23 protein-coding genes are annotated in these 25,206 nt (G+C 76.2%); 10 read left to right on the forward strand and 13 right to left on the reverse strand.

Going from position 1 to position 25,206, the window contains the following annotated elements:
* Window positions 1–151: 151 nt before the first annotated feature.
* The 8 genes from EDC03_RS12265 to EDC03_RS12300 all read right to left on the reverse strand — a co-directional run bounded on the left by EDC03_RS12265 (window position 152) and on the right by EDC03_RS12300 (window position 10,448).
* Complete coding sequence (locus tag EDC03_RS12265) at window positions 152–2,263, reverse strand: hypothetical protein (RefSeq protein ID WP_123380533.1); 2,112 nt, start codon at window positions 2,261–2,263, stop codon at window positions 152–154.
* Window positions 2,260–3,384 (reverse strand): glycoside hydrolase family 130 protein, encoded by a 1,125-nt coding sequence (locus EDC03_RS12270; protein WP_199720216.1) that lies wholly within the window; start codon window positions 3,382–3,384, stop codon window positions 2,260–2,262. Before EDC03_RS12270 ends, EDC03_RS12265 begins: the two co-directional genes overlap by 4 nt.
* A 10-nt stretch (window positions 3,385–3,394) precedes the next feature.
* A complete protein-coding gene (locus EDC03_RS12275) occupies window positions 3,395–4,327 on the reverse strand; it encodes a carbohydrate ABC transporter permease (RefSeq protein WP_123380534.1) in 933 nt (310 codons plus the stop codon).
* A complete protein-coding gene (locus EDC03_RS12280) occupies window positions 4,324–5,301 on the reverse strand; it encodes a carbohydrate ABC transporter permease (RefSeq protein WP_123380535.1) in 978 nt (325 codons plus the stop codon). Before EDC03_RS12280 ends, EDC03_RS12275 begins: the two co-directional genes overlap by 4 nt.
* Complete coding sequence (locus EDC03_RS12285; protein WP_123380536.1) at window positions 5,298–6,641, reverse strand: extracellular solute-binding protein; 1,344 nt, start codon at window positions 6,639–6,641, stop codon at window positions 5,298–5,300. The genes EDC03_RS12280 and EDC03_RS12285 overlap by 4 nt, the downstream gene beginning before the upstream one ends.
* A 152-nt stretch (window positions 6,642–6,793) precedes the next feature.
* Window positions 6,794–7,948, reverse strand: coding sequence for a LacI family DNA-binding transcriptional regulator (locus tag EDC03_RS12290; RefSeq protein WP_123380537.1), 1,155 nt, complete (start codon window positions 7,946–7,948; stop codon window positions 6,794–6,796).
* A 280-nt stretch (window positions 7,949–8,228) separates the two neighbouring features.
* Window positions 8,229–9,449: a S8 family peptidase gene (locus EDC03_RS12295; protein WP_199720217.1), complete on the reverse strand. Its 1,221-nt coding sequence runs from the start codon at window positions 9,447–9,449 to the stop codon at window positions 8,229–8,231.
* A 252-nt stretch (window positions 9,450–9,701) separates the two neighbouring features.
* Window positions 9,702–10,448: an HAD family hydrolase gene (locus EDC03_RS12300; RefSeq protein ID WP_123380692.1), complete on the reverse strand. Its 747-nt coding sequence runs from the start codon at window positions 10,446–10,448 to the stop codon at window positions 9,702–9,704.
* 135 nt (window positions 10,449–10,583) lie between these two features.
* Between EDC03_RS12300 and EDC03_RS12305 the strand changes: the two genes are divergently transcribed.
* Together EDC03_RS12305 and EDC03_RS12310 are read left to right on the forward strand one after the other, a co-directional pair.
* Window positions 10,584–11,909 carry an acetamidase/formamidase family protein gene (locus EDC03_RS12305; RefSeq protein ID WP_123380538.1) on the forward strand — a complete coding sequence of 442 codons (1,326 nt, stop codon included), beginning with the start codon at window positions 10,584–10,586 and terminating at the stop codon, window positions 11,907–11,909.
* 92 nt (window positions 11,910–12,001) lie between these two features.
* Window positions 12,002–12,412, forward strand: coding sequence for a hypothetical protein (locus EDC03_RS12310; protein WP_123380539.1), 411 nt, complete (start codon window positions 12,002–12,004; stop codon window positions 12,410–12,412).
* Window positions 12,413–12,439: 27 nt separating this feature from the next.
* Here the strand turns inward: EDC03_RS12310 and EDC03_RS12315 are convergent, their stop codons facing one another.
* Window positions 12,440–12,883 carry a universal stress protein gene (locus tag EDC03_RS12315; RefSeq protein ID WP_123380540.1) on the reverse strand — a complete coding sequence of 148 codons (444 nt, stop codon included), beginning with the start codon at window positions 12,881–12,883 and terminating at the stop codon, window positions 12,440–12,442.
* Window positions 12,884–13,109: 226 nt separating this feature from the next.
* Between EDC03_RS12315 and EDC03_RS12320 the strand changes: the two genes are divergently transcribed.
* From EDC03_RS12320 to EDC03_RS12355, 8 genes are all read left to right on the forward strand, one after another.
* Entirely contained in the window at window positions 13,110–14,099 is a 990-nt protein-coding gene (locus EDC03_RS12320) for a Bug family tripartite tricarboxylate transporter substrate binding protein (RefSeq protein ID WP_123380693.1), read from the forward strand.
* A complete protein-coding gene (locus tag EDC03_RS12325) occupies window positions 14,096–14,722 on the forward strand; it encodes a tripartite tricarboxylate transporter TctB family protein (protein WP_158674287.1) in 627 nt (208 codons plus the stop codon). Before EDC03_RS12320 ends, EDC03_RS12325 begins: the two co-directional genes overlap by 4 nt.
* A 1-nt stretch (window position 14,723) precedes the next feature.
* Window positions 14,724–16,229, forward strand: coding sequence for a tripartite tricarboxylate transporter permease (locus EDC03_RS12330; RefSeq protein ID WP_123380542.1), 1,506 nt, complete (start codon window positions 14,724–14,726; stop codon window positions 16,227–16,229).
* Between the two features lie 82 nt (window positions 16,230–16,311).
* Entirely contained in the window at window positions 16,312–16,806 is a 495-nt protein-coding gene (locus tag EDC03_RS12335) for a DUF3592 domain-containing protein (RefSeq protein ID WP_123380543.1), read from the forward strand.
* A 33-nt stretch (window positions 16,807–16,839) separates the two neighbouring features.
* Window positions 16,840–17,175 carry a hypothetical protein gene (locus tag EDC03_RS12340; RefSeq protein ID WP_123380544.1) on the forward strand — a complete coding sequence of 112 codons (336 nt, stop codon included), beginning with the start codon at window positions 16,840–16,842 and terminating at the stop codon, window positions 17,173–17,175.
* Window positions 17,172–17,783 (forward strand): hypothetical protein, encoded by a 612-nt coding sequence (locus EDC03_RS12345; RefSeq protein WP_123380545.1) that lies wholly within the window; start codon window positions 17,172–17,174, stop codon window positions 17,781–17,783. The genes EDC03_RS12340 and EDC03_RS12345 overlap by 4 nt, the downstream gene beginning before the upstream one ends.
* 124 nt (window positions 17,784–17,907) lie before the next feature.
* On the forward strand, window positions 17,908–18,192 hold the full coding sequence (locus EDC03_RS12350; RefSeq protein WP_158674288.1) for an antibiotic biosynthesis monooxygenase: 285 nt from the start codon (window positions 17,908–17,910) through the stop codon (window positions 18,190–18,192).
* Between the two features lie 101 nt (window positions 18,193–18,293).
* Complete coding sequence (locus EDC03_RS12355) at window positions 18,294–18,668, forward strand: hypothetical protein (protein ID WP_123380547.1); 375 nt, start codon at window positions 18,294–18,296, stop codon at window positions 18,666–18,668.
* On the opposite strand, the gene EDC03_RS12360 is transcribed toward EDC03_RS12355, so the two are convergent.
* From EDC03_RS12360 to EDC03_RS12375, 4 genes are all read right to left on the reverse strand, one after another.
* Window positions 18,658–19,560, reverse strand: a complete 903-nt coding sequence (locus EDC03_RS12360; RefSeq protein WP_123380548.1) for a carbohydrate ABC transporter permease — start codon at window positions 19,558–19,560, stop codon at window positions 18,658–18,660. The two genes, EDC03_RS12355 and EDC03_RS12360, sit on opposite strands and share 11 nt — an antisense overlap.
* Entirely contained in the window at window positions 19,560–20,402 is an 843-nt protein-coding gene (locus tag EDC03_RS12365; RefSeq protein ID WP_199720218.1) for a carbohydrate ABC transporter permease, read from the reverse strand. The genes EDC03_RS12360 and EDC03_RS12365 overlap by 1 nt, the downstream gene beginning before the upstream one ends.
* 98 nt (window positions 20,403–20,500) lie before the next feature.
* Window positions 20,501–21,919, reverse strand: coding sequence for an extracellular solute-binding protein (locus EDC03_RS12370; protein ID WP_123380550.1), 1,419 nt, complete (start codon window positions 21,917–21,919; stop codon window positions 20,501–20,503).
* Between the two features lie 92 nt (window positions 21,920–22,011).
* On the reverse strand, window positions 22,012–25,170 hold the full coding sequence (locus EDC03_RS12375; protein ID WP_123380694.1) for an alpha-mannosidase: 3,159 nt from the start codon (window positions 25,168–25,170) through the stop codon (window positions 22,012–22,014).
* Window positions 25,171–25,206 lie beyond the last annotated feature (36 nt).

The following is a 25,206-nucleotide window of genomic DNA, read 5'->3' on the forward strand; positions in this document are numbered from 1 at the left end:
CTGGCCCAAGCGGCAAGAGGGCGCCGAAGTGCCGGAACGAGCTGGCCCGGGCGGCAGAAGGGCGCCGAAGTGCCGGGAGGGCGTGCGGTCGGCGACGCGCCCCTCGAACCGGTGCGGGGCGAGGGGCACGTCGGTGCTGTGCGCGCGGGCGTCAGCCGGCGACGACCACGACCGTCCCGTCCGCCGGCACGACGACGTCCCCGCCGCCCGCGGGGACGTCGGTCGTCCCCACGAGGCGGCCGACGGCGTCGTAGCGGGTGGCGACGGCGCCGCCGGGGCCGGCCTCGACCGCCGCCGTGCGGGGCGCGGCGACGGCGCTGGCCAGCAGCGTCGTGCCCGGCCCGCCGTCGTCGGCGGCGAGGACGAGCCGCGAGACCTCCGGGCGCAGCAGCACGGCGTCGAGGTCGACGGGGCCGGTGAGCGCGCGGGCCCGCAGGCCCGTGGCGCCGGCGGGCAGCGGACGACGCAGCTGCTCGGGCAGGAGCGCGCCCGGCGCCCCGGTCACGCCCTGGGCGCCGACCGCGCGGCCCGGCGTCGTGCCGAGCACCGCGGCGGTGCCGCCGTCCCCGGTGGCCGCCCACCGCGCCGGCCGGGCCGCCCCCGTGGCGCCGCGCCACGTGACCGGCTCGACGCTGCGCGGCTGGTCGGCCGCGGGCAGCTCCCACGTCGCGGTGCGGCCGCGGTCGAGGCGCAGGGACGCCGACCCGCTCCACGACGACTCCCCCGTCCACGCGGGGTCGCGGGCGACGACGCGCCCGCCGCCCGCGGCGGCCTCGCCCTCGACGGACGTGAGCCCGTCGCGCTCGAGCACCTGCCCGGCGTCGCCGCCGGCGGTCGCGATCGCCCGGACGTCGGGCGCCGCGTCGAGCGCGAGCATCGTCAGCAGCCCGTGGATCGTCGACTCGGCGCCGGAGTTGACGTTGACCCGGCCGTCGGCCTCCACGCCGTCGTTCGTCACGCCCGTCGCCGGGTCGTACACCGGCTCGCCCGAGGTGTTCGCCCCGAAGTACCAGGCGGCGGTGACGCCGGCGACGGCGCGAGGGCCCGGCCGCCCGGTCGCCTCGGCGACGGCGAGCAGCGACTGCACGCGCGAGTCCGTCCCGTAGGCGATCTGGACGACCTCGGTCGGCGCCGGCGCCCAGGCGTTGACGACGCCGGTGCCGGTGAGGAGCGTCGGGGTGAAGGACGTCGCGTCCGCGACGGCGGGGCGCACGAGCGCCGGGTCGTCGAGGAGGTCGCCGGCGTCGGCGAGCGCCGCGGGCGTGAAGGAGGCCCACGCGTGCCACTGGGAGGTCGAGCGGGCCCACGGCAGGACGGCGCCGTACGGCCAGCTGCGCCGGTCGCCCGCGACCGCCGGGTCCCCCATCGCGGCGACGCCCACGGCGAGCTGCCCGAGCGCCTCGCGGGCCTCGGCGTCGTCCGGCGCGGCCTCCGCGTAGGCGGTGAGGCCGACGACGGCCTCGGCCGTCGCGTCGGCCGCGTCCGTGATGAGCCACGCCGGCACCCGCTCCCCGTCGGCGACGAGCGTCTCGCCGTACCGGGACAGGTCCTCGCGCTGGACGGCGTCGAGCGACAGGTGCAGCCGCTCGCGGAGGAAGGCCGCGAAGGCGCGGTCCTCGGCGTCGCCCGCGGCGAAGGCGGCGTAGCCCTCGCCGAGCGCCCACAGCGTCCGGGCCACCCAGTAGGAGGTCTCCGAGTCGCTCGGGTCCGGCAGCTCGACGGGCTCGGCGCTCGGGTTGAGGTCGCCGTCCGGCTGCATCCAGAGGACGACGTTGCCGGCGTCGGGGCCGGTCGTCGTCTGGAGGTAGGTCGCGAGCCGCAGCAGCTCGTAGGCCGAGTCGCGGCTGGACCGCTCCCCCGTCTGCTGCCAGTGGCGGACGTAGACGACGGCGGCGCGGGTGATGTCGTCGGCGTTGTACGCGCCCTGCGTCCAGTCGCCCGTGGCCGGGTCGAGGGTCCCGCCCCCGACGCGCCGGAACGGCTCGCCGGGCGCCACGGGGGCGTCGGCGTAGGTCCACGGCGACAGCAGCACCGGCTCCTCGGCCAGGCGGTACGTCGTGTGGTCGGCGAGGACGGGCGGCGAGACCTCGTCGAGGAGGAAGTCGAGGTGGTCGAGGTTGGTCAGCGGGGCCTCGTCGGCCGCCGCGGAGGGGACGGCCCCGACCGATCGGGCGGACGGGGCCGCCGTCGCGGGCACCGCACCGCCGAGCGCGAGCCCGGCGACGGCGAGGACGGCGACGGCGGTGGCGCGCCGGCGGGTCACGCCGCACCCCCGTCGGCACCGTCGGTCCGGTCGAGCCGGGCGACGCCGATCTTCGAGTCGGCCATGCCGTAGAAGACGTAGCGGACGCCGTCGACCTCCTCCACCGCGGTGGGGAAGACGACGTTGGGCACGATCCCCGAGCGCTCGTCCTCGGTCTCCGGCTCGAGGACCGGCTCCGACGTGCGCGCGAGCACCCGCGCCGGGTCGGCCGGGTCGAGGATCATCGCGCCGGCGGCGTAGCTGACGCGCTGCTGCTGGTCGACGCCCTGCTCGAGCTCGCCCGTCACGCCGTGGTGCAGGAGCAGCCAGCCCTCGGGGACGCGGAACGGCGCGGGGCCGGCGCCGATCTTCAGCGCCTCGAAGGGGTGCTCGCTCATCGCGACGAGGCGGTGGTCGCGCAGGCGGGTCAGCGCGGCGAGCCCGTCGCGCTCCACCTCGGCCACGGGCACCGACGAGATCCAGATGCCCGGGCGGTCGTCGGTGATGCCGGCGGGCAGGTGGACGCCCTCGCCGTCGCGGACCCACCCGAGGTCCCACATCGGCCGGTGCAGCGCCGCCCACACCATCTCCCCGCCTCGACCCGGCACCGGCTCGGGGAACCACACGACGTCCTTGTTGGGGAAGAGGTTGAGGTCGGTGTCGAGGTCGTGCTGGTAGCGGAAGTGCAGCGGGCCGTGCCGCTCCCACGTGCGGAGGTCGGTCGACGTCGCGAGCGCGGGGTGCGGGCCGAGGGGGCCGTAGGCGACGTACGTCATGAGGTGGACGCCGAGGTCGGGCGCCCACGTCGTCCGCGGGTCCTCGACGCCGGCGTTGGCCAGGCCGCGCTCCCAGCCCCGGTCCGGGGCGAGGACGACGCGGTCGGCCTCGTCGCGCACCGTGCCGACGGGGACGCCGTCGGCCAGCTCCATCCGGGCGAGGCCGACGGAGGAGACGTTGCCCTCCGCGACGAGGCGGGGCAGGAGGTGCAGGACGCCGTCGGGCGTGCGGCCGGAGGCGGGGTTGAGGACGCCCTCGGCCTCCTGCGGGTCGCCGGCCAGGGGCTCCATGACGACGCCGAGGCGCGTGAGCGTGTAGGGCACGGTCGTGGCGGTGGGGCGGTCGGTCACGTCGGTGCTGCTCATGGTCTGCGGGTCAACCCTTCACGGAGGAGCCGATGTCGGTGGAGGTGAAGCGGCGCTGGAACACGAGGAACAGCGCGACGGCCGGCGCGGCGAGCACGCAGGCCCCGGCCAGGACGGCCCCGGTGGGGTTGGCGACCTGGCCGGAGAGGGTGGTGATGAAGTTCGCGAGCGAGACCGCGAGCGGCTGCTGGTCGGCCTCCTTCGTCACGAGGAAGGGCCAGAGGAACTCGTTCCACGGGCCGATGAAGGTGACGAGGACGACGGTGAGCAGGGCGGGCCGCACCATCGGCAGCGCCACCGAGCGCAGCACCCGCAGCTCCGAGGCGCCGTCCATCCGGGCCGCCTCGAAGACGTCCTGCGGCAGCTGGAGGAAGTACTGGCGGAAGATGATCACCGCGGTCGAGTTGATGAGGAACGGCAGCATCACGCCGAGGTGGGTGTCCGCCAGGCCGTAGTCGCGGGCCACGAGGATGTAGAGCGGCACGAGCAGCAGCTGGAACGGCACGACCTGCACGAGGAGGGCGAGGGCGAAGACGGCCCCGCGGCCGCGGAACTCCAGCTGCGCCAGGGCGTACCCGGCCAGGGAGCCGAAGACGATCGTCGCGAGGATGACGCCGCCCGCGAAGATCCCGCTGTTGAGCAGGCCGCTGCCGAGGCTGATCGCCTCGTCGATGGCGCGGTAGTTGTCCAGCGTCGTCTCCCCCGCGCCGGGCAGCAGGCCCGCGGGCGAGGGGTCGGCGGCCACCTGGAGCGAGCCGCTGACCATCGAGAGGAACGGCACGAGGAAGAGGAGCGCGCCGAGCGCCAGGACGACGACGCGGACCACCGCGGCGCTCGGGCGGACCCGGCCGCGGGGCGGACGGGTGCGGCCGGCGGCCTCCCGGGCCGCCGCCGTCGGGACCGGCGTCGCCGGCCGCTCACCCGGGAACGGGACGGTGCTCATCGGTCTCCTCCGACGACGCGGCGGTTGATCAAGGACACGGCGAGGACGAGGACGACGAGGACGAGGCCGATGGCGGCCGCCTCGCCGGGCTCGTTCTGCTCGATGCCGCGCTGGTAGAGCAGGAGCACGGGGGTGCTCGACGCGCCGTCGGGCCCGCCGCCGCCCGTCAGCAGGTAGGGCTCGGTGAAGAGGTTGGCGCCGACGACCGTCGAGAGCAGGACGACGAGGAAGGTCGCCGGGCGGACGCCGGGGACGGTCACCGACCAGAAGCGGCGGAGCCGGCCCGCGCCGTCGACCGAGGCGGACTCGTGCAGCTCCTTCGGGACCGCCTGCAGCGCCGCGAGGTAGAGGAGGATGTAGAAGCCGAGCTGCTTCCACGTGACGAAGACGGCGATCATCGGCATCGCCCAGGAGCTGTTGACGAGCCACGACGGGTCCGGCACGAGCCCCAGGGGGCCGAGGACGCGGTTGACGAGGCCGTCGCCGCCGAAGAGGAAGAGCCAGACGCCGACGACGGCGACCGAGCTCGTGATGTACGGGACGTAGTAGGCGGCGCGGAAGAAGGACAGGCCGCGCATCGGCGCGTCGAGCGCCACCGCGAGGACGAGCGCCAGCACCACGGTCAGCGGGACGTTGATGACGAGGAAGATCGCCACGTTGAGGAACGACCGCTGGACGGCCGGGTCGGTGAGCACCGCGGCGAAGTTGTCGAGGCCGACGAAGGGCCGGTCGACGTCGGCGCCCGGCGCGGCGAAGAAGTAGTCGTGGAACGCCATGTACACGGCGAAGACGAGCGGCACCGCGAAGACCGCGAGGACGAAGAGCAGGTAGGGCGCGGCGAAGAGCCCGCCCAGGGGCTGCCGGCCGAGGACGCGGCGCAGGCCCGACGCCGGGCGCTCCCCGCCGTCGCCCGCCGCGTGCCGCGGCGGCGCGGCGGCCGGGCGCGGGGTCGCCTGGCTCGTGCGGGCGCTCACGACCGCTCCCCGCGCGCGGCGTCGGCGGAGACGAGGTCGGCGACGTCGGACGACGCCTCGTCGAGCGCCTGCCCGACCGGCTCGGAGCGGAAGATCACCCCGGCCGACCAGGCGTTGCGGAAGGCCTGCCAGACCTTGGTGGACGACGTCACGTTGGGCACCTCCACGGTGCGGGCCGCCTGCTCGGCGAAGGGGACGTACGCGGGGTTCTCGGCGAACCAGTCGGGGTAGGTGCCGAGGAGGTCCGAGCGCAGCGGCATCTGCCCGGTCATCTCGAGGAGGAGGCGGTCCTGCTCCTCGCTCGTCGCGAAGCGGGCGAGGTCCCAGGCCGTCGCGCGGTTCTCGCACGCCGAGTAGAGGGCGATGTTCTTGGCGTCGGAGAAGCTCCACGTCTCGTCCGCCGGGGTCCCCTCCGCGGTGGGGACGGGGACGACGCCCCAGTCGACGGTGTCGGTGTAGGCGGCGACGGCCCACGGGCCGGCCATCGACATGGCCGCGGCGCCGTCGGCGAAGGCGTCGCCGTTGTAGATCTCCGGGCTCGACAGGCCCTCGGCGTACATCGTCCGCCAGAGGTCGAAGACGGCTTCCCCGTCCGCGTCGTCGAAGGTCGGGCGCCCGTCCTCGACGAGCTGGGTGCCGCCCGTCTGCGCCGCGTAGAAGGGGTAGAAGTCGAACCAGGGCTGGAAGAACTGGCTCGACGGCGACGGGTAGAGGCCGTTGGGCGCGGCACCGGACCCGACGATCGTCCGCGCCGTCTCGAGCAGCTCGTCGTAGGTGCCGAGCGGCGGGTCCTCCGGGTCGAGGCCGGCCGCGGCGAAGGCCTCCTTGTCGTAGAGGACCATGACGGGGTTGGACTTCCACGGCAGCTGCCGGAAGTGGCCGTCCTCGGACGCGTACTGCTCGGCGAGGTCGCCGCTGCGGGCCGTGACGTAGTCCGTCGCCGTCTGCCCGTCCTCGCCCGGCGGGAGGGTGTCGAGGTCGACGAGGCCGCCCTGGCGCTCGAACTCCGGCACGGCGGCCGGCGAGGTGTTGAAGACGAGGCACGGCGCGTTGCCGGCCGTGATCGACGCCGACAGCACGGCCTCCGACGACGTCCCCGCGGGGATCTCCTGCGCGCGGACCGGCTCGTCGGGGTGGGCGGCGTTCCAGGCGGCGACCATCTGCTCGCCCCAGGCGACCTCCTGGGGGTTGTTCGAGTACCAGATCGTGATGGGGCCGCGGGCCGTCGCCGCGGTCTCGGCGTCCACCGCCTGCGGGGCGCCGCAGGCGCCCAGCGGGAGCGCCAGGGCCAGGGCGGCCGCCGTCGCCACGGCGGCGCGGTGGGGGGCTCGGGTGCGCATCGTCGCGCCTCTCTCGTGCTCGTCGGCTCGTGCTCGTCGGCTCGTGCGGAGCGGGCAGGTGCTCGGACCTGCGGGGCCGCGGACGACGTCGTCCGGGGCCGGTCGCCGGGGTGCGGCGGGGCTCGCGGGGAGGGCTGCTGCGGGGACGGGCGTCAGGCGCGCGGCGCGGCGGTCGACCCGCGGACGACGAGCTCGACCGGCGGGAGGAGCACGTCGTACGCCTCCGGCGGCTCGTCGGCCACCCGAGGGCCCTCGTCGGACGGCGGCGCGTGCTCGCGCGCCAGGAGGGCCACGAGCGCCGTCGCTGCCGCCGCGCCCCACGCGCGGCTGTCGGTGCGGACGGTCGTCAGCGGCGGGTACACGTGGCCGGCGAGCTCGACGTCGTCGAAGCCGGTGGTCGAGAGCTGCTCCGGCAGGCGCAGGCCCCGGTCGTGGGCGACCCCGAGGCCGGCGACGGCCAGCGGGTCGGAGGCGTGGACGACGGCGGTGGGCGGCTCGGCGAGGTCGAGGAGCCGCGCCGTCGCCCGGGCCCCGGCCGCCGCGGTGAAGTCGGTCTCCACGACCGCGACGGGCGTGAGGCCCGCGACGGCGAGCTCGTGCTCCACCGCGCGGCGGCGCCGGGCGGCGTGCTCGAGGTCCGACGGGCCGGCGACGTGCGCGACGCGGCGGTGCCCGAGGTCGAGCAGGTGCCGGACGGCGAGCCGGGTCCCGGCGGCGTCGTCGACGACGACGGCGGGCAGCGGCGACGGCCGCCCCTCCCGCTCCGGCCGGTTGAGCGTCACGGCGGGCAGGCCGAGCGCGCCGACGAGGTCGACCCGGGGGTCGTCGCGGCGGAGGTCGGTGACGAGGACGCCGTCGACCCGGCGGCCGCGGGCCAGCCGCTCGTACGCGGCGCGCTCCTCGGCGTCGTCCGCGACGACGTCGAGGACGAGCGACCACTGCTCGAGGGAGACGACCTGCTCGACGCCCGCGATGAGGGCGGCGAAGAAGGGGTCGTCGGCGATGGTGTCCGGCGAGCGCCGGAGCACGAGGCCGACCGCGCCGACCCGCCGGGTGCGCATCGCGCGCGCCCGCTGGTCGGGCTGCCAGTCCATCTCCTCGGCGACGCGGAGGATCCGGCGCCGCGTCCCCTCGCTGACGCCGGGCCGCCCGTTGAGCGCGAAGGAGACGGCCCCGGCGCTGACGCCGGCCGCACGGGCGACGTCGGCGATGGTCGGCCGGGTCGCCCGGCCGTCGGGGCGGCGGGCGCGCCCGGGGCGCTGCTCGGGGCGCTGGTCGGTGCGCTCGGGTCGGTCGGCGGGTGCCACGGCGCACCTCCTCGTCGGCTCGGCGGCAGCCTCGGTGCTGCCGGACGACGAGGACTAAATCGCTATAGCGACGAGCCGTCAAGTGCTCGGCGGGCCAGGACCACCCGGGGGCGGCGGCACGACCGCAGGAGCGGCGGGCGTGGAGCCGGGCATCACCGCGGGTCAGCGGCCTACCGCCGTCCTGCCGCGGCGGTCGGCCCTGCGGTCCCGCCCCGGACGCACGACGACGCCGCCGGCACCGCCCCGGAGGGCGGCGCCGACGGCGTCGGGGTCCTGCGGGTCAGAGACCGTTCGTGAACAGGAGCCGGTTCGGCGTGCCCGAGACGTTGCCCGAGACGACGTTCGTCGTCGCGTTCCCGATGAGCCAGCTCTTCACCGTCGAGCTGGCGGCGTCACCGCCCCGGCCCTTGTAGAGGGCCATGACGCCGGCCACGTGCGGGCTGGCCATCGAGGTGCCGCTGATGGTGTTCGTCCCGCCGTTCAGCCACGCGGAGGTGACGCCCACGCCGGGGGCGTAGAGGTCGGTGCACGTGCCGAAGTTGGAGAAGGACGCCTTGGCGTCGTTCCGGTCGGACGCTGCGACCGACACCGCCGAGTCCGCGGAGGCCGGGGACACGTTGCAGGCGTTCTGGTTCTCGTTGCCGGCCGCGACGGCGACGGAGACGCCGCTGGCGGAGAGCCGGTCGACGGCCGCGTTGAGGGCGGAGGAGAAGCCGCCGCCGAGCGACATGTTGGCGACGGCCGGCTTCTGGGCGTTGGCCGCGACCCAGTCGACGGCGGCGATGATGCCGGAGGTGCTGCCGCGCCCGTCGCAGCCGAGGACCCGCAGGCCGCGCAGCTGGACGCCCTTGGCGACGCCGTAGGTCGAGCCGCCGATGGTGCCGGCGACGTGCGTGCCGTGGCCCTGGCAGTCCTGGCCGTTGCCGCCGAGGGAGTCGAAGACGTTGGCGGCGCGGCCGCCGAAGTCGGCGTGCGACGTCGCGATGCCGGTGTCGATGACGTACGCCGTGACGTTCGACGCCGTCGTCCCGTACGTGTAGCCGCCCGACAGCGGACGGTTGCGCTGGTCGATGCGGTCGAGCCCCCAGAGCCCGCCGGCCGGGTTGATGCCCTGCGTCGCCGCGACCGAGAAGACCTGGTCCTCCTCGATGGCGACGACCGACGGGTCGGCGCGCAGCTCGGCGAGCTCGGCGGCGTCGAGGTCGCCGGCGAAGCCGTCGACGATGTCGTCGTAGACGTGGTCGACGTCGAGGTCGAGGTCGGCCGCGAGCGCGCCGGCGTCGGTGCCGGGGTCGAGCGTGACGACGTAGGCGCCGGCGACGGCCGCGTCACCGGCGTCGGCGACGGCGACGAGGGCGCTGGGCGCCGATGCAGCCGAGGCGGGGAGGGCCAGTGCGGGGCCGGCCGTGGTGAGGCCGAGGACGGCGGCCGCGGTGGCGGCGAGGAGGGGGGCGCCGAGGGCGGAGCGGGCAGCGCGGGTGGCGCGGCGGGGCTGGGTCACGGGACCTCTTCGGGGCAGGCCCGCGGCGGACCGCGGGCGGACGGGGGGCGCGCCCGAGGTACCCGACGGCTCCGCTGCCGCAGGGCACCCGTCGTCACGGCCGGCAACCAGCCGTGGCTCCTGGTGAGCGCGAAAGGGACGTTATGGACGATCTCGTCCAGGCGTCAACGACCCGACGCCCACCTGACGGGAGACGAACGTCACGTCGCGCGCGACCCATCGCCCGGGCGCACGCCTCCGAAGGGCGGGGTTTCAGCCGCGCAGCAGGACGGCCGTCACCGCGGGGTCGTCGAGACGCTCGAGCAGCTCGCGCGGCGAGGTGAGGACGAGCGCGGCGCCCGCCTGCTCGAGCTCCTCGCGGGAGATGCCGCCGCAGGTCAGGGCGATGCAGGGCAGCCCGGCGGCCTTCGCGGACTCGACGTCCCAGACGGTGTCGCCGACCGCCGTCGTGCGGTCCGGGTCGAGGCCGTGCTGCTCCACGGCCGTGGACAGGAGGTCCGGCGCCGGCTTCGCGTCCTCGACGTCGCCGGACGTCGTGGCACCCGCGACGGCGTCCTCGGCGCCGATGGCGGGCTGCATCCAGTCGAGGTCCTCGGCCGCCCCGCTCGTCGCGAGCACGACGGCGAGCCCCTTCCCGGCGAGCGCGTGGAGGAGGTCGGCCACCCCGGGGAAGGCCGTGACGTGCTCCCGCAGCTCCTCGTAGTGCGCGGAGTGGCCGTCGGACGCCCGCTCGACGAGGTCGTCGTCGACGTCGCCGCCGCCCCCGCCGGGCGGCTGGTCGAGCCCGCCGCTGCCGACGACGCGCTCGACGAGGCCCTCGCTGGCGATGCCGATGGCCCGGTGGACGGTCGCCATGTCGACGCCCTCGACCCCGGCGTCGCGCAGGGCCCGCCACCACGCGAGCACGTGGAGGTAGTTGGTGTCGAGCAACGTGCCGTCGACGTCGAGGAGGACACCGGGGCGCAGGTCGGCGGGAGCGCGGTCGGCAGGGTCAGCCACCGACCGACCGTAGGCGCGGCCCCGGGCCCCCGCCACGCCGCGCAACCTTCCCGACACACCGGGTCACCGGCACGACACACCGGAACGGGAGCGTGCCGCGACGGCCCCGCCCGGGGGCCGGCCGAGGAGGACGACGTGAGCCCGCACGCCGGCACGAGCCCCGCCACCACCCACCCCGCCTCCCCGGCGCCCTCGCCGTCCGACGCGGCCGAGGTGCTGGCCCGCGGCATCGGGCGGCGCGGCCTGCTGCGCGCCGCGGCCGGCGTCGGCGGGCTCGCCGCCGCGGGCGCCGGCGGCATCGCCGCGTCCGCCCCGGCGTGGGGCGCGACGACCGCGCTGCCGCCCGTCCTCCAGCCGCTGCGGCGCGCCCCGGCGCGCGAGACCTACGTCCGCTGCGACCCGGCGACGGCGCTGTGGGGGCGCCTGCCCAACCGGCGCACCGACCCCGTCGCGCGAGTCACCTCCGGGGCCGTGCTGACGATGGACGCCGTCTCCCACGAGGGCCTGCTCGAGGACCAGGGCAAGGACCCGCTCGCGTACTTCACCTCCTTCGGCGTCCGGCCGCAGGACGTGCTCGAGGACGCCGTCGGTGTCGCGGCACGCACCGCGCACGACGGGCCGGGCCCGCACGTCGTCACGGGCCCCGTCGCGGTCCGCGGGGCGCAGCCGGGCGACGTCCTCAAGGTCGAGGTGCTCGGCCTCGCGCCGCGCGTGCCCTACGGCGTCATCTCCAACCGGCACGGCCGGGGCGCGCTCCCGGGCGAGTACCCGGAGGCCTGGACCGGCGACCCGGCCCTGGCGCCCTACCTCAACGTCGGCGGCAACGTCAGCGTCTTCACGCCCGTCGAGACGAGCGACCGCGGGCTCGTCGGGGCGATGCCCGGCCCGGTGACGGCGCGGTTCCCGCTGCAGCCCTTCCTCGGGACCATGGGCGTCGCCCGCGACACCGGCGTGACCGTCGACTCCGTCCCCCCGACCGACGCCGGCGGCAACCTCGACGTCCGGGACGTCGGCGTCGGCGCCACCCTGTACCTGCCGGTCCGGGTGCCCGGCGCGCTCTTCTACGTCGGCGACCCGCACATGGCGCAGGGCGACGGCGAGGTCGCCCTGACGGCGATGGAGGGCTCGCTGCGGGCCCGGCTGCGGCTGTCCGTCGTCCGGCCCGGCGACGGCGCCCCGCTGCAGACCGCGACGCGACCCTTCGCCGAGACGCCCGAGCACTGGTTGCCGATCGGCCTCTCGGACCCCGACGGCCCCGTGGGGGGCCAGGTCACCGACGTCGGCGTCGCCGTCAAGGACGCCGTGCGCGCCGCGCTGGCCTTCCTCACCGACGACCTCGGCATGGAGGGCCCGGTGGCCTACGCGTACCTGTCCGCGGCGACCGACTTCACGCTCTCGCAGGTCGTCGACCGCACGACGGGCGTCCACGCACGCATCCGGAAGGCGGACTTCGCCGGCTGAGCCGGACGGCGTCGTCCACAGGCGGCGCACAGCGGGAGCCACCAGGCTGGTGACGGCGCAGCCCGCGCCGTCACCAGTCCCGGAGGACCGCCATGACCACGACGTCGTCCGCACCCGCCACCACCGCCACCGCGCCGCTGCGGGCGCTGCAGGTGACGGCCGCGCTCGCCCTGCTCGTCCTCGGCTGGCAGTTCGTCTCCGCCGGCGAGCTCGTGGCGTCGGGGCTGCGCGACGGCCTCGACGGTCACGCGGCGGGCGCCGTCGTGCTCCACGTCGTCAGCGGCCTGGCCGCGGCCGCGGCGGTCTGGCTCCGCCTGCGCGGCGGCTCGACGGCGCTCGCCGCCCTCGCCGTCGGGGTCTTCCTCGTCGGCTTCCTCCAGGCGTGGAGCGGCGACCACGCCCCGCTGACAGTGCACGTGCCGCTCGCGATCATCACCGTGGCGACCGCCGTGTGGCTCGTCGTCGCGTCCTTCACGGCCGGTCGGCGGCGGGCGGTCCGCTGACGCCGGCCGGCCGTGCGGCGGGGGCGGTCAGCCCTCCCGCGCCGGCTTGACGACGAGCACGGGGACCTCGGCGCCGAGGATGACGCGCTGCGCCGTGCTGCCGAGGAGGAACTTGCCGACGGGCGAGCGCCGCCGCGTGCCGACGACGACGAGCTCGGCCTGCTCGGCGACCGCCGCGTCGAGCAGCGCGTCCACGGGGTCCTGCTTCTCCGGCCGCTCGACCGCCCGGACCGTCAGGCCGCCGTGGCGCCCCGCCACCTCGCCGACGACGCGTCGGGCGGCCTGGCCGCGGTCGTCGGCCGCCGTGAGGTCGAGCACCGCCAGCGACCCGCCGCGCAGCGTCGCCTCGGCGACGGCGCTCTCGAGCGCCGCGGCGCCCTCCTCGCTGCTGGACCAGCCCACCAGGACCGTCACGCGGCACCCCCTGCGTCGTGCGGCGCGGTGCGCGCCGTCGGGCGTCCTGCCTACCACGCACGGGTGACGCCGGGCCTCCCCCGACGACGTCCCCGCGGCCCGGCGTGAGCCTCGTCACGCCGGGGGCCCGGCGACGCCCGGGAGCCGGTCGGCGGCGCGGGGCGGGTGCCCGGGGCAGGTAGCGTCGCCCGCCGGACGAGGGCGTCGGCAGGGGACGCCCGCCCGGCGGACGGCCCTCGCGGCCCGTCCGCCCGTCCGACGAGACGGACGGGAGCAGGCCGTGGTGAGCCGGGTGCGAGGACGCGCGGGCAAGGTGGTGGCGGTCGCGCTGCTGGTGCCGCTGGTGGCGGCGGCGGCGTGGGACGCCCGCCGGACGGGGACGCTCTCGGGCGCCCGGACGGGGCTGACGATCATCGCCCCGGCGTCGCCGGGCGGCGGCTGGGACACCAACGCGCGCCAGCTGCAGGCGGCGATGCGCGAGGCCGGGGTGGTGACGAACCCGCAGGTCGTCAACGTGCCCGGCGCCGCGGGCACCATCGCGCTGTCGCAGCTGGCCGAGATGGAGAGCCAGGGCGACGTCCTCATGGTCACCGGCACCGTCATGGTCGGCGGCGTCGAGATCAACGACAGCGAGAACGGCTTCGAGGACGTCACGCCCATCGCCCGGACGACCGACGACTACGAGGTCATCGTCGTGCCGGCGGACTCCCCGCTGGAGTCGGTGGACGACCTCGTCGCCGCCTGGCAGTCCGACCCGCGCGGCGTCGCCGTCGGCGGCGGCTCCCTCGGCGGCACCGACCAGCTGCTGGCCATCCAGCTCGCGCTCGCCGTCGGCGTCGAGGCGACGGACGTCAACTACATCGCCTACTCCGGCGGCGGCGAGGCCGTCCAGGCCCTGCTGTCGGGGGCCAGCGACATCGGCATCAGCGGCTACAACGAGTTCGCCGACCAGATCGAGGCGGGCACCATGCGCGCCCTCGCCGTCTCGGCGCCGGAGCCCCAGCCCGAGATCGGCATCCCGACGCTCTACGAGCTCGGCTACGACGTCCACCAGCCCAACTGGCGCGGCCTGCTGGCCCCGCCCGGGCTCAGCGAGGAGCAGGTGGCCGAGCTCGACGCCATCGTCGCGGAGACCCTCGCGACGCCGGAGTGGCAGGCGACCCTCGAGCGGAACCGCTGGATCGACGCCGAGCTCTTCGACGCCGAGTTCGCCGCCTTCGTCGACGAGGAGGTCGCCCGCGTGCGGCAGATCTTCGACGAGGCCGGCCTGTGAGCGCCCCCGCGGGCGGGCCCGGCGGGCAGCCGACCCCCGTCGACGCGCCGGCGCCCGACACCGCGCTCGTCTCGCCGTCGGACGTGCCGCCCGCGACGACGACCGACGGCCCGCCGCCCCGGCCCGCCCCGGCCCCGGCGCCCGGCTCCTTCGCCGTCGTGGCCGTCGTCGTCGCCGTGGCGGCCTACCTCACCTACGGCTACCTCACGATGCCCGTGAGCGAGGGGAGCGAGGGTCCTGGCCCGCGGTTCTTCCCCGGGATCGTGCTGGTCGTCGCGTGGGGCGTCGCCGTCGGTCTCGCGGTCGACGCCGTCCGCGCCCGTCGTCGCGCCCGCTCCGGGGCGGACCGGGGCGAGGACGAGCACCCCGACGGACCCGCACCGACGGACTGGCGCGCCGTCGGCACCGTCACGGCCGTCTTCGCCGTCTTCGTCGTCGCGCTCGTGCCGCTCGGCTGGCTGCTGTCCGGCGCCTTCCTCTTCTGGGGCGTCGCCCAGGCGCTCGGCAGCCGGCGCCGGCTCTTCGACGCCGGCGTCGGGCTCGCCATCTCGTCCGTCGTCCAGCTCGTCTTCGGCGCCGTGCTGGGCCTCGGCCTGCCGGCCGGTCTCCTCGGGGTGGGCTGACGTGGAGGCGCTCGCAGACCTCGCCGGTGGGTTCTCCACCGCGCTCTCGCCCATCAACCTCGTCTGGGTCGTCGTCGGCGCCCTGCTCGGCACCGCGGTCGGCGTCCTGCCGGGCCTCGGCTCGGCCATGGCCGTCGCCCTGCTCCTGCCGGTGACGTTCGCGCTCGACCCCACGGGCGCGCTCATCATGTTCGCCGGCATCTACTACGGCGGGCTGTTCGGCGACTCGACGACCGGCATCCTCCTCAACACGCCGGGCAACTCCTCGGCCATCGCCTCGACGTTCGAGGGGCACCGCATGGCGCTGGCGGGACGGGCGCCGCAGGCGCTCGCGACGTCGGCCATCGGCGCCTTCACCGGTGGGCTCGTCGCCACCTCCGTCGTCGCGCTCGGTGCCCCGCTCTTCGCCAGCCTCGCGTCGGCCTTCGGGCCGGAGGAGTTCTTCGCGCTCACGGCCTTCGCCTTCGTCGCGACCTCCTTCGTCGTCGCCGACTCGGCCCTCAAGGGCCTCGCCGCCCTCGTCATCGGGTTCGCGGTCGGCGTCGTCGGCATCGACTCCCAGACCGGCACGGTGCGCTACACGCTCGGCCTGCCGCAGCTCTTCGACGGCATCGGCATCGTCGTCATCACCGTCGGCCTGCTGGCCCTCGGCGAGGTGCTCTACATCGCCTCGCGCGGACGCTGGCAGAGCGGCGACAAGCTCGTGCGGGTGACCGGTCGGCCCTACCTCTCGCGGGCGGAGGTCAAGGAGGCGGCCCCGGCGTGGCTGCGCGGCACCGCCTTCGGCGTCCCCTTCGGCGTCATCCCCGTCGGCGGGTCCGAGGTGCCGACCTTCCTCGCCTACGGCACCGAGCGGCGCCTCGACGCCCGCCGGGCCGACCCGCAGTTCGGCAAGGGCGCCATCCGCGGCCTCGCCGCGCCGGAAGCGGCGGGCAACGCCACCGCCGGCACGGCGATGGGCGCCCTGCTCGCCATCGGGCTGCCGACGTCGGCCACCGCCGCCGTCATGCTCACCGCACTGCAGCAGTTCGGCTTCCAGACCGGACCGCTGCTCTTCAGCCGCTCCGGCGACCTGGTGTGGGCCCTCATCGCGAGCCTGTTCATCGGGCTCTTCGTCCTGCTCATCATCAACCTGCCCTTCGCGCCCGTATGGGCCAAGCTGCTGCTCATCCCGCGGCCGTACCTCTACGCCGGCATCAGCGTCTTTGCCGGCCTCGGCATCTACGCCGCCTCCGGGTCCGTCTTCGACCTCGGGCTGCTCCTCGGGCTCGGGCTGCTCGGCTTCCTCATGCGGCGCCACGACATCCCGTTGGCGCCCGTCCTCATCGCCGTGATCCTCGGCCCGTTGGCCGAGGTGAACCTCCGCAACAGCCTCGCCATCAGCCAGGGCGACCTGACGGTGCTCTTCTCGAGCGGGACGACACGTGTCATCTACGGGCTGCTGCTCGTGGCGGTCGTCGTGGCTGTCGTGAACAAGGTGCGCGCGCGGGGCAGCGCGGACGTCTGAGCCGTCCGACGGCGGACCGGTCACCCGGACGGGGTGACCGGTCCGCCGGACACGGGCCCCGACCGCACGCCAGGGTGGCGGGGTGACGACGGACGACGCCGTGGCGGACGAGACGACCTCACGGGAGGGACGACGTCGCGCGACCGTCGGCGTCGTCCTCCTCGCCGCCGCGTTGGCGGGAGCGGCCCTCACGGGCGCGGGCGTCTCGTGGGCGCAGCAGGCCGACCTCCGCGACCTGCCGTCCCTCGAGCGGGTCGACGCCGTCGTCGTCGGCGAGGACTACCGCCGCCGCATGGCCGACCTCGTCGAGGTCCGATACCCCGTCGACGGTTCCGACGTCACGGCGTCCATCCCGACCGGGGAGGACTTCGACGAGGGCGACTCGGTCGAGGTCGCCTTCGTCGCCGACGACCCGAGCCGCGCCCGACTCGTCGACGGGTGGGCCCCGCCCTGGCACCAGTGGCTGTTCTACGCCGCCCTGTCGCCGGCCGTGCTGCTCCTCGTCCTCGTCCGCCGGTCCGTCATGGGAGGCGCGCGCCGCGCCGGCCAGTCGCTCCGCCGCCGCCGACGCGCCTGACCCGTCGCGCCGGCCCCGGACTACCGTGCCGACGTGAGCCCCACCGTCGAGCACGCCCCCGCCGACACCCCTCCCGACACCGGCCCCGGCACCGGCCCTGGCACCGGCCCTGGCACCGCCGCCCCCGCGAGCACCCCGGACCCCCGCACCGACGCCGGCCGCACCCTCGCCGGCGTGGCCGCCGAGCGGGACGCCCGCCGCGCGGCCCTCGACGTCGCCGAGAACGACTACGCCGCCGCCCACGCCGCCGCGCTGGAGGCCGGCTGGACCGCCGCCGAGCTGACGAAGGTCGGCCTCGGGCAGCCGGACGCCCGCGCCGTCCGCCGCCTCCGCCGCCGGGCCGACGCCGCCGCGGGGGGTGCCGCGTGAGCGTCGACGCCCCCGCGCCCGGCACGTACCGGGTCGCCGACCGCTCCGCCGTCGCCTTCCCCGACGCCCTCGACGCGTGGACGTCCGCCGCCGTCGCCGTCCTCACGGCCCGTGCCCGCGTCTACGGGACGACGGTCCCCTACGGCGAGCTGGCGCGGGCGCTCTTCGCCCGCTCGGGCATCGCGACGCGCACGCTGCTGCACCAGTGGATCGGGGACGTCCTCGGGCGCGTGGCCGACGTCTGCGCCGACCCCGCGAACGACCACCCGCCGCTCACCGCGCTCGTCGTCCGCGAGGCCGACGGCGCCGTCGGGGCGGGCTACGCCGACGCCGTCGAGCGGCACACCGGCACCCGCCCGGCGGACGTCGAGCAGCACGCCGCCGAGGCCCGCCTGGCGTGCTACCGCGCGCTGGCCCGCGACCTGCCGGCCGACGGCGGCACCGCCGTCCGCACCGGCCGGGTGGCGGGCGCGGCGACGACGCGGCAGCGCGCCCCCCGCGCCACGGCGGCCCCCAAGGCCGCGGCGCCCGTGCCGCCGCCCCCGCCCCGCTGCCCGACGTGCCACATGGAGCTGCCCCGCAGCGGCCAGTGCGACATGTGCGACTGACCCACCCCGCCGACGAGGCCGCTCCCGCCGGCCCGGTCGCCGCCCGGGTTCCCCGGCGCGGCGGCCCGGCAGGTGCGACGCTGCCGACGTGCGGACGACGGCGTCCGCGCGGAGGGGAGCCACCGTGCACGTGCTGGCCGAGGTCCGGATCGGTGACCTGGAGCAGTTCCTCGACGTCTTCGCGGACGAGGGCCTGGGGGTCCGCAAGGGCCACGGGTGCCGCGGCACCCAGGTCTTCACGCCCGCCGACGAGGACGGTCGGGTTGTCGTCCTCCTCGACTTCCCCGACCACGCCGCCTTCGAGGCCTTCCGGACCGACCCGGACGCCCCGCCGGTGATGCGCCGGGGCGGCGCCCAGGGGCCGCCGACCTTCACGGTGCTCGAGCGGGTCGGCGTCTTCCCGCACTGAGGGGTCGCCGGGCGGTCCCGCGGGCGTCCGGGGCGGCGCCGCTACGGTGGCGCGCTCCCCGGCCGTCCGCGCCGGGGGCGCCGAGCCCGCGAGGAGACCCCGTGACCACGCTGACCCCCGTCGTCGGCGCCGCCCTGGTGGTGCTCGGCGTGCTCGGCTACGTCCTCACGGGGGCGGACAGCCTGACCGCGCTGATCCCTGCCGTCGTCGGGGTGCTGATGCTCGCCGCAGCCGCCGTCGCGCGGTCGCCCCGGCTGCACCGCCACGGCATCCACGCCGCCCTGCTCGTCGCGCTCCTGGGGCTCCTCGGCTCGTCGATGAACGTCGTGCGGCTGCCCGCCGTCCTCACCGGGACGGCGGAGCGGCCCGCGGCCGTCGTCGTCAGCACCGTCATGGCGGTGCTGCTGCTCGTCTACCTCGTGGCCGGCGTCCGCTCCTTCGCGGCGGCGCGGCGCCGGCGGCGCGTCACCCCTTGACGCCGCCCCCGAGGGTGAAGGCGCCGCCGAGCCAGCGGGACACGACGAGGTAGAGCACGACGACGGGCAGCGTGTAGAGCAGCGAGTAGGCCGCCAGCTGCCCGTAGGCCGCGGCGCCGTACTGCCCGAAGAACTGGTAGATCGTCACGGCCGCCGGGAGCTTGTCCTCGCTGAGCAGGAGGACGAACGGCACGAAGAAGTTCCCCCACGCCGTGATGAAGGTGAAGATCCCCACGACGAGCATGCCGGGCAGCATGAGCGGCGCGACGACGGAGCGCAGCGACTGCATCGCCGAGGCCCCGTCCGTCCACGCCGCCTCCTCGAGCTCGACGGGCACGCCGTCCATGAAGGACTTCAGCAGCCACACGGCGATGGGCAGCGACGTCGCCGCGAGGAACAGCACCGTGCCGTAGCGGGTGTCGACGAGGTCGAGCCGCGCGAAGAGGCTGTAGACGGGGACCATGACCGCGGTGAGCGGCAGGCCCGTCGCGAAGAGCACGGTGTAGAGGAACGGCCGCCCGTACCGGAGCTGGTAGCGCGAGAGCGGGTAGGCGGCGAGCGTCGCGACGACGACGGTGATCGCCGCCGCCGACAGGCACAGGACCAGCGAGTTGAGCAGCGGCCGGAGCGTCGTCTCCGGCGTGAGGACGGCCGCGAAGTTGTCGAGGCCCGGCTCGTCGGGCACGCGCAGCTGCAGCGTCGCGCCGGGGTCCACGGCCGCGAGGAGCAGCCAGAGCAGCGGGACGGCGAAGCAGACCGCCACGACGACGAGCACCGCCGTCACGAGGACGTCGGACGCGCGGCGGCGGGGCGAGGCGACGCTGGGGACGGGACGGCCGGCACGGCCGGCACCGCCGCCGGCCCTCGTGCGCGGGGCGGTGGGGGCGGCCATCAGATCTCCTCCTTGCCGATGGCGCGGATGTAGCCGAGCGAGAAGACGGCGCCGATGGCCAGCAGCACGAGCGCGATGGCCGTGCCGTAGCCCAGGGCGGCGTACTGGAAGGCCTGCTCGTACATGAGGAGCGGGAGCGTCTCGCTCTTGTCGCCGGGCCCGCCGGCCGTCATGACGAAGATCAGCGTGAAGACCTGCAGCGTCTGCAGGGTGACGAGCACGAGGTTCGTCCCGATGGCGCGGCGGATCATGGGGATCGTCACGTACCGCAGCCGTGTCCAGCCCGAGGCGCCGTCCACCTGCGCCTGCTCGTCGACGTCGGCCGGCACCTGGCTCAGCGCGGCGAGGTAGATGAGCATCGAGAAGGCCGTGCCGCGCCAGATGTTGGCGAGGACGACGGCGAGCACGGGCACCGTGAAGAGCCAGGACTGGCCGGGGAGCCCGAGGCCGCCGAGGGCCGTGTTGAGCGTGCCCTCGGGGTTGAGGAAGGCGTACCAGACGAAGGCCGCGACGATCTCCGGGACGACGTAGGCGGCCATGACCGGCAGCGTGACGAGGGAGCGCACGGCCGTCCCGCGGCCGCGGAGCATGAGGGCGAGCGCGAGCCCGAGCCCGTTCTGCCCGATGACCGCCGACCCGACGACGAAGACCACGGTGATGACGACGGCGTTCCACACCGCCGGGTCCTGCACGAGCGTCACGACGTTGTCGAGGCCGACGAAGGACGTGCCGCGGGCGGCCGAGCCCGTCAGCGAGGCGTCCGTGAAGGACAGCAGCACGCTCCACACGACCGGCCCGGCGAAGAAGACGCCCAGCAGGACCACGGCGGGGGCCAGCGGCACGAGCCACCGGCTCGCCGGTCGCCTCCGGGGCGGCCGCGGGGCCGGGGCGTGGCCGGCGGTGGGGGCGGGGGGCGGGCCCCCGGCCCGCTCGACGACGCTCACCGCGCCCGCTCCGCGGCGTCCTCGGTGGCGTCGGCCCCGACGATGTCGGTGACCGCCGCGTCGTAGTCGGCCGTGGCCTCCGCGGGCGTCCGCTCGCCCGTGATGACCGACTCGGCGACCGTGCTGATCTCGTTCGAGATGCGCGGGTACTCCTGGTAGGCGGGCCGGAAGCGGGTGACCTCGACGAGCTCCGTGAGCGCCGCCGTCCGCGGGTTCTGCTCGGCGTACCGGGGGTCGGCCGTGACGTCCGCCCGCACCGAGATCTGCTGCGCCGCGAGGTAGTACGCGAGCGAGCTCTCGCGGCCCGCCGCCTCCGCGACGAGCTCGAAGGCGAGGTCCGGGTCGGGTGCCGTCGCGCTGACGCCGAAGGCGAAGCCGCCGGACATGCTCACGGCCCCGGGGTCCTGGCCCTCCTGCGTCGGCATGGGCGCGACGTCGAGCACCTCCGTCCACTCCGGCCACTCCCCGGCGCCGCCCTCCTGCCAGTTCGTCACCTGCCACGAGCCGTCGAGGGCGATGGCCACGCGCTGCGCCGGGATGAGCTGCCCGGCCATCGCGTACTGCAGCTGCGGGTCCAGCGCGAGGTCGAGCGACGGGCCGAGCCCCTCGGCGTAGACGGTCGAGAGGAAGCCCATCGAGTCCTCGAAGCCCCTGCTGCCGGTGACCCAGCGGTCGGTCTCCTCGTCGTAGAGGACGTCGCCCGTCCCGGCGAGGAGCATCTGCACGCCCTGCATGGAGGTCACCTCGCCGACGGACGAGCCGCCGTAGACGTTGAGGGGGATGACGTCCCGCCCGTCGGGGGCGGTGAGGCCGGCGTCGCGGACGGCGCGCGCGGCGTCGAGGACCTCCTCCCACGTGGAGGGGCGCCACGGCGTCTCGACGCCCGCCTCCTCGAGGAGGTCGGTGTTGTGCCAGAGGCCGCGCGTGTCGGTGCCCATGGAGACGCCGTAGACGCGGCCGTCGCGCCCGGTCGTCGCCGCCTCGGAGCCCGCGAACTGGGGCCAGTCCTCCCACTGCGCGAGCCGGTCGTCGAGCGGGAGGAGAAAGCCGGCCTCGATGTCGGAGTTGATCTGGAAGGTGTCCTGGAGGACCACGTCCGGCGCGGTCCGCGGCGAGCCGCGCATGAGGTTGAGCTTGGTGAAGTAGTCGTTGCCGCCCGCGACGACGGGCGTCACCTGGAGGTCGACGCCCGGGTGGGACGCCTCGAAGCGCTCCTCGAGGTCGTCGAACCACAGCGGGACGTTCTCGCTGCCGCCGAACTGCTGGTAGGCCACGCGCAGCACCTGCGCGCGCTCGGCGTCCGACGGCCCGCCGCAGCCGGCGGCGACGAGCGTCACCGCCGCCCCGGCCCCGAGGAGGGCGGCCCGCCGCCGGCGACCCCGTGGTCGGCGTCCCCCTGCTCCGCTGGTGCCCATCGGTGCCTCCTCCCGGTGGCGCCGTCGCCACCCGTCGGCCCTGCCCCGGCGCCGGGGCGGTCCCGGCGCCGTCGTGCGTCCGTGCCGCCGCGTCAGCCGCCGGCGCCCCGCCGCAGGCGCAGCGTCACGACCTGGAACGGGCGGAGGGCGAGGGACGCCCCGCCCTCGTCGGTGCCGACGAGCGCGCCGCGCAGGTCGTCGGCGAGCGGCCGCTCGAGGAGGTCGACCTCCTCGGTGCCGGTCGTCGCGACGTCCGCCACGAGCCGGCCCCGTGCGCGGCCGCCGAGCGCCTCGTAGAGCCGCACGACGACGTCGCCGGAGCGGTCGTCGGCGAGCTTGACGGCCTCGACGACGACGGCGCCGGGCGCGCTCTCGTCCTCGACCCGGACCACCGGGCGCACGTGGGCCGCGGCGCCCGCGGGGACACGACGCCCGGGGAGGTTGAGCGCGTAGCCCTCCCGCACCGCGTCGCCCACGCCGGCGCCGACGACGAGGGCGGCCCGCAGCTCGTGCACGCCCTGGTCGGTGTCCGGGTCGGGGAAGCGCGGGGCGCGCAGGAGCGAGAGCCGGACGGTCGACGTCGTGCCGCCGCCCTCGCGGGGGTGGCGGGCGACGTCGTGCCCGTACGTCGAGTCGTTGACGACCGCGGCGCCGTAGCCGGGCTCGGCGACGTGCACGAAGCGGTGCGCGCAGACCTCGAAGCGGGCGGCGTCCCACGTCGTGTTCTCGTGCGTGGGGCGCACGAGGTGGCCGAACTGCGTCTCGAAGGCCGCGGCGCCGGTGTGGACGTCGAGGGGGAAGGCGAGCTTGAGCACCTTCTCGCGCTCCTGCCAGTCCACCTCGACGCGGACGTCGACCCGGGCCGCACCGGGGGCGAGGGTGAGGTCGGTGGTGAGCCGGCTCGCGCCGACGGTCCGGGTGACCCGTACGCCCGCGACGCCGTCGCCGCCCGCCGCCGCGCCGACGAGGGGCTCGACCGCGTCGACGTCCGTGAGGTCGGTGACGCGGTTCCGGTAGAAGGCGTCGAGGTCCCAGGCGTCCCAGGCGTTGGGCGTGTCCGGGTGCAGCTGGAGCAGCGCGCCGGCCTGCCCGGGCGCGAGGACCTCGCGGTCGGCGGCGAGGTCGCGGACGGACGCCAGCGTCCCGTCGGCCGCGACGACGACGCGGACCCGGCCGTTGTCGAGGACGTGGGTGTCGCCCTCCCTGGCCGCCGTCACGGTCGACGACGGCGGGCCGGTGACGGCGCCGCCGAGGGCGGGGACGCCGTCGCGGGCGTGCGGGGCGGCGTTGAGGACGAGCTCGGCGCCGTCGTCGCCGGCGGGCACGGGGCCGGCGAGGGCGGTCAGGGCCGCGGCGACGAGGGCCTCGAGCTCCTCGGCCACGCGGGCGTAGGTGGCCCGCGCCTCGCGGTGCACCCAGGCGATCGACGAGCCGGGGAGGATGTCGTGGAACTGGTGCAGCAGCACCGTCCTCCAGATCCGGTCGAGGTCCTCGTACGGGTAGGCGAAGGACGGGTTGGCGAGCGCCGCGGCGGTCGACCACAGCTCGGCCTCGCGCAGGAGGTGCTCGCTGCGGCGGTTGCCCTGCTTGGCGCCGAGCTGCGAGGTGTAGGTGCCGCGGTGCATCTCGAGGTAGAGCTCGCCCACCCACACGGGCCCGCCGCCGCCGCGCGGGCCGCCGGGGCCGTACTCGGCCTCGGCGGCGGTGAAGAAGGCCGAGGGCGGCTCGACGGCCACGCGCGGCGAGCCCTCGAGGTCCGCCGTCCGCCGGGCGCGCTGGAGCATCTCGCGGGTGGGGCCGCCGCCGCCGTCGCCCCAGCCGAAGGGCACGAGCGAGCGGTTGGAGCCGGCCTTGTCGCGGTGGTTGCGGGAGGCGTGGGCCAGCTCGGCCGCGGACAGCTCGGAGTTGTAGGTGTCGACGGGCGGGAAGTGCGTGAGGACGCGGGTGCCGTCGATCCCCTCCCACCAGAACGTGTGGTGGGGGAAGACGTTGGTCGTGTTCCAGCTGATCTTCTGCGTGAGGAACCAGCGCGAGCCGGAGAGACGGACCAGCTGGGGCAGCGCGGCGGAGTAGCCGAAGGAGTCGGGCAGCCACAGCTCCTGCGTGTCGACGCCGAAGCGGTCGAGGAAGTACCGCTTGCCGTGGACGAGCTGGCGGGCCATCGCCTCGGCGCCGGGCATGTTCGTGTCGGACTCGACCCACATCCCGCCGACGGGCACGAAGCGGCCCTCGCGGACCTTCTCGGCGACGCGCTCGTAGACCTCGGGGCGGTGCTCCTCGAGGAAGGCGTACTGCTGGGCCGAGCTCATGGCGTAGACGAGGTGCTCGCCCTCGGGGCTGTCCATGAGGTCGACGACGTTCGACGTCGTGCGCGCGACCTTGCGGACCGTCTCGCGCAGCGGCCAGAGCCACGCCGAGTCGATGTGCGCGTGGCCGACGGCGCTGACGCGGTGGGCGCTCGCGGCGGCGGGGGACGCGAGGACGTCGGCCAGCTCGGCGCGGGCCGCCCCGGCGCTCCCCTCGACGTCCTGGAGGTCGAGGACGTCGAGGCTGCGGTCGAGGGCCCGGGCGAGCTGCCACGTGCGCGGGTCGCCCTCGCCGAGCTCGCGCAGCAGGCCGTCGGCGACCTCGAGGTCGGCGACGAGCTCCCACACCTCGGTCTCGAGGACGGCCACGTCGGCGCGGGCGAGCCGGTAGAGCGGGGCGTCGGAGGACGTGAGGCGGTCGCCCAGCGTCGTCGGGCGGAACGGGTCGACGTCGAGGACGAGCGGGTTGGCGGCGGCCTCGACGTAGAGGTCGACGCGCTCGCCGCCGCGGGCGTCCCGGACGAGCGGCACCCAGCCGTTGCGCGGGTTGAGGCCCTTCACGGGCCGTCCGTCCGGCGTGTAGACGAGCCCCTCGGCCTGGAAGCCCGGCGAGTGGTCGGCCCAGCCGAGGTCGAGGGCGAGCTCGACGTGTCGCCCCGCGGCCTCCGCCGGCACCTCGCCCGTGACGTGCAGCCACGTCGTGCCCCACGCGGGGCCCCACGCGTCGCCGACGGCCATCGGCCCGTAGGTCGCGTCGGGGTCCTGGGGGCCGCCGCCGGCGTCGCCGGGCAGCGCGGCGGACGGCGGCACGGGCTCTCCGCGCCCGCCTCCGACGTGCCACGCCTCCACGACCAGCGGCGCGACCGTCCGGTGGACGAGGGGGCGCAGCCGGTGCGCGAGCGTGCGCTCGACGCGCTTGCGGAGGAGCTCTCGGTCGTCGTGCACGGGCGGTGGCCCCCTGGAGGTCGCGGGTCGTCGTCG

The sequence above is a fragment of the Pseudokineococcus lusitanus genome, assembly GCF_003751265.1.
GTDB lineage: Bacteria > Actinomycetota > Actinomycetes > Actinomycetales > Quadrisphaeraceae > Pseudokineococcus > Pseudokineococcus lusitanus.

What these genes read in the sequence shown, in the direction of transcription:
- EDC03_RS12270 (WP_199720216.1), bottom strand. Translation starts at nt 3,384, where the DNA reads ATGAGCAGCACCGACGTGACCGACCGCCCCACCGCCACGACCGTGCCC.
- EDC03_RS12275 (WP_123380534.1), bottom strand. Translation starts at nt 4,327, where the DNA reads ATGAGCACCGTCCCGTTCCCGGGTGAGCGGCCGGCGACGCCGGTCCCG.
- EDC03_RS12285 (WP_123380536.1), bottom strand. Translation starts at nt 6,641, where the DNA reads ATGCGCACCCGAGCCCCCCACCGCGCCGCCGTGGCGACGGCGGCCGCC.
- EDC03_RS12310 (WP_123380539.1), top strand. Translation starts at nt 12,002, where the DNA reads ATGACCACGACGTCGTCCGCACCCGCCACCACCGCCACCGCGCCGCTG.
- EDC03_RS12360 (WP_123380548.1), bottom strand. Translation starts at nt 19,560, where the DNA reads ATGGCCGCCCCCACCGCCCCGCGCACGAGGGCCGGCGGCGGTGCCGGC.
- EDC03_RS12370 (WP_123380550.1), bottom strand. Translation starts at nt 21,919, where the DNA reads ATGGGCACCAGCGGAGCAGGGGGACGCCGACCACGGGGTCGCCGGCGG.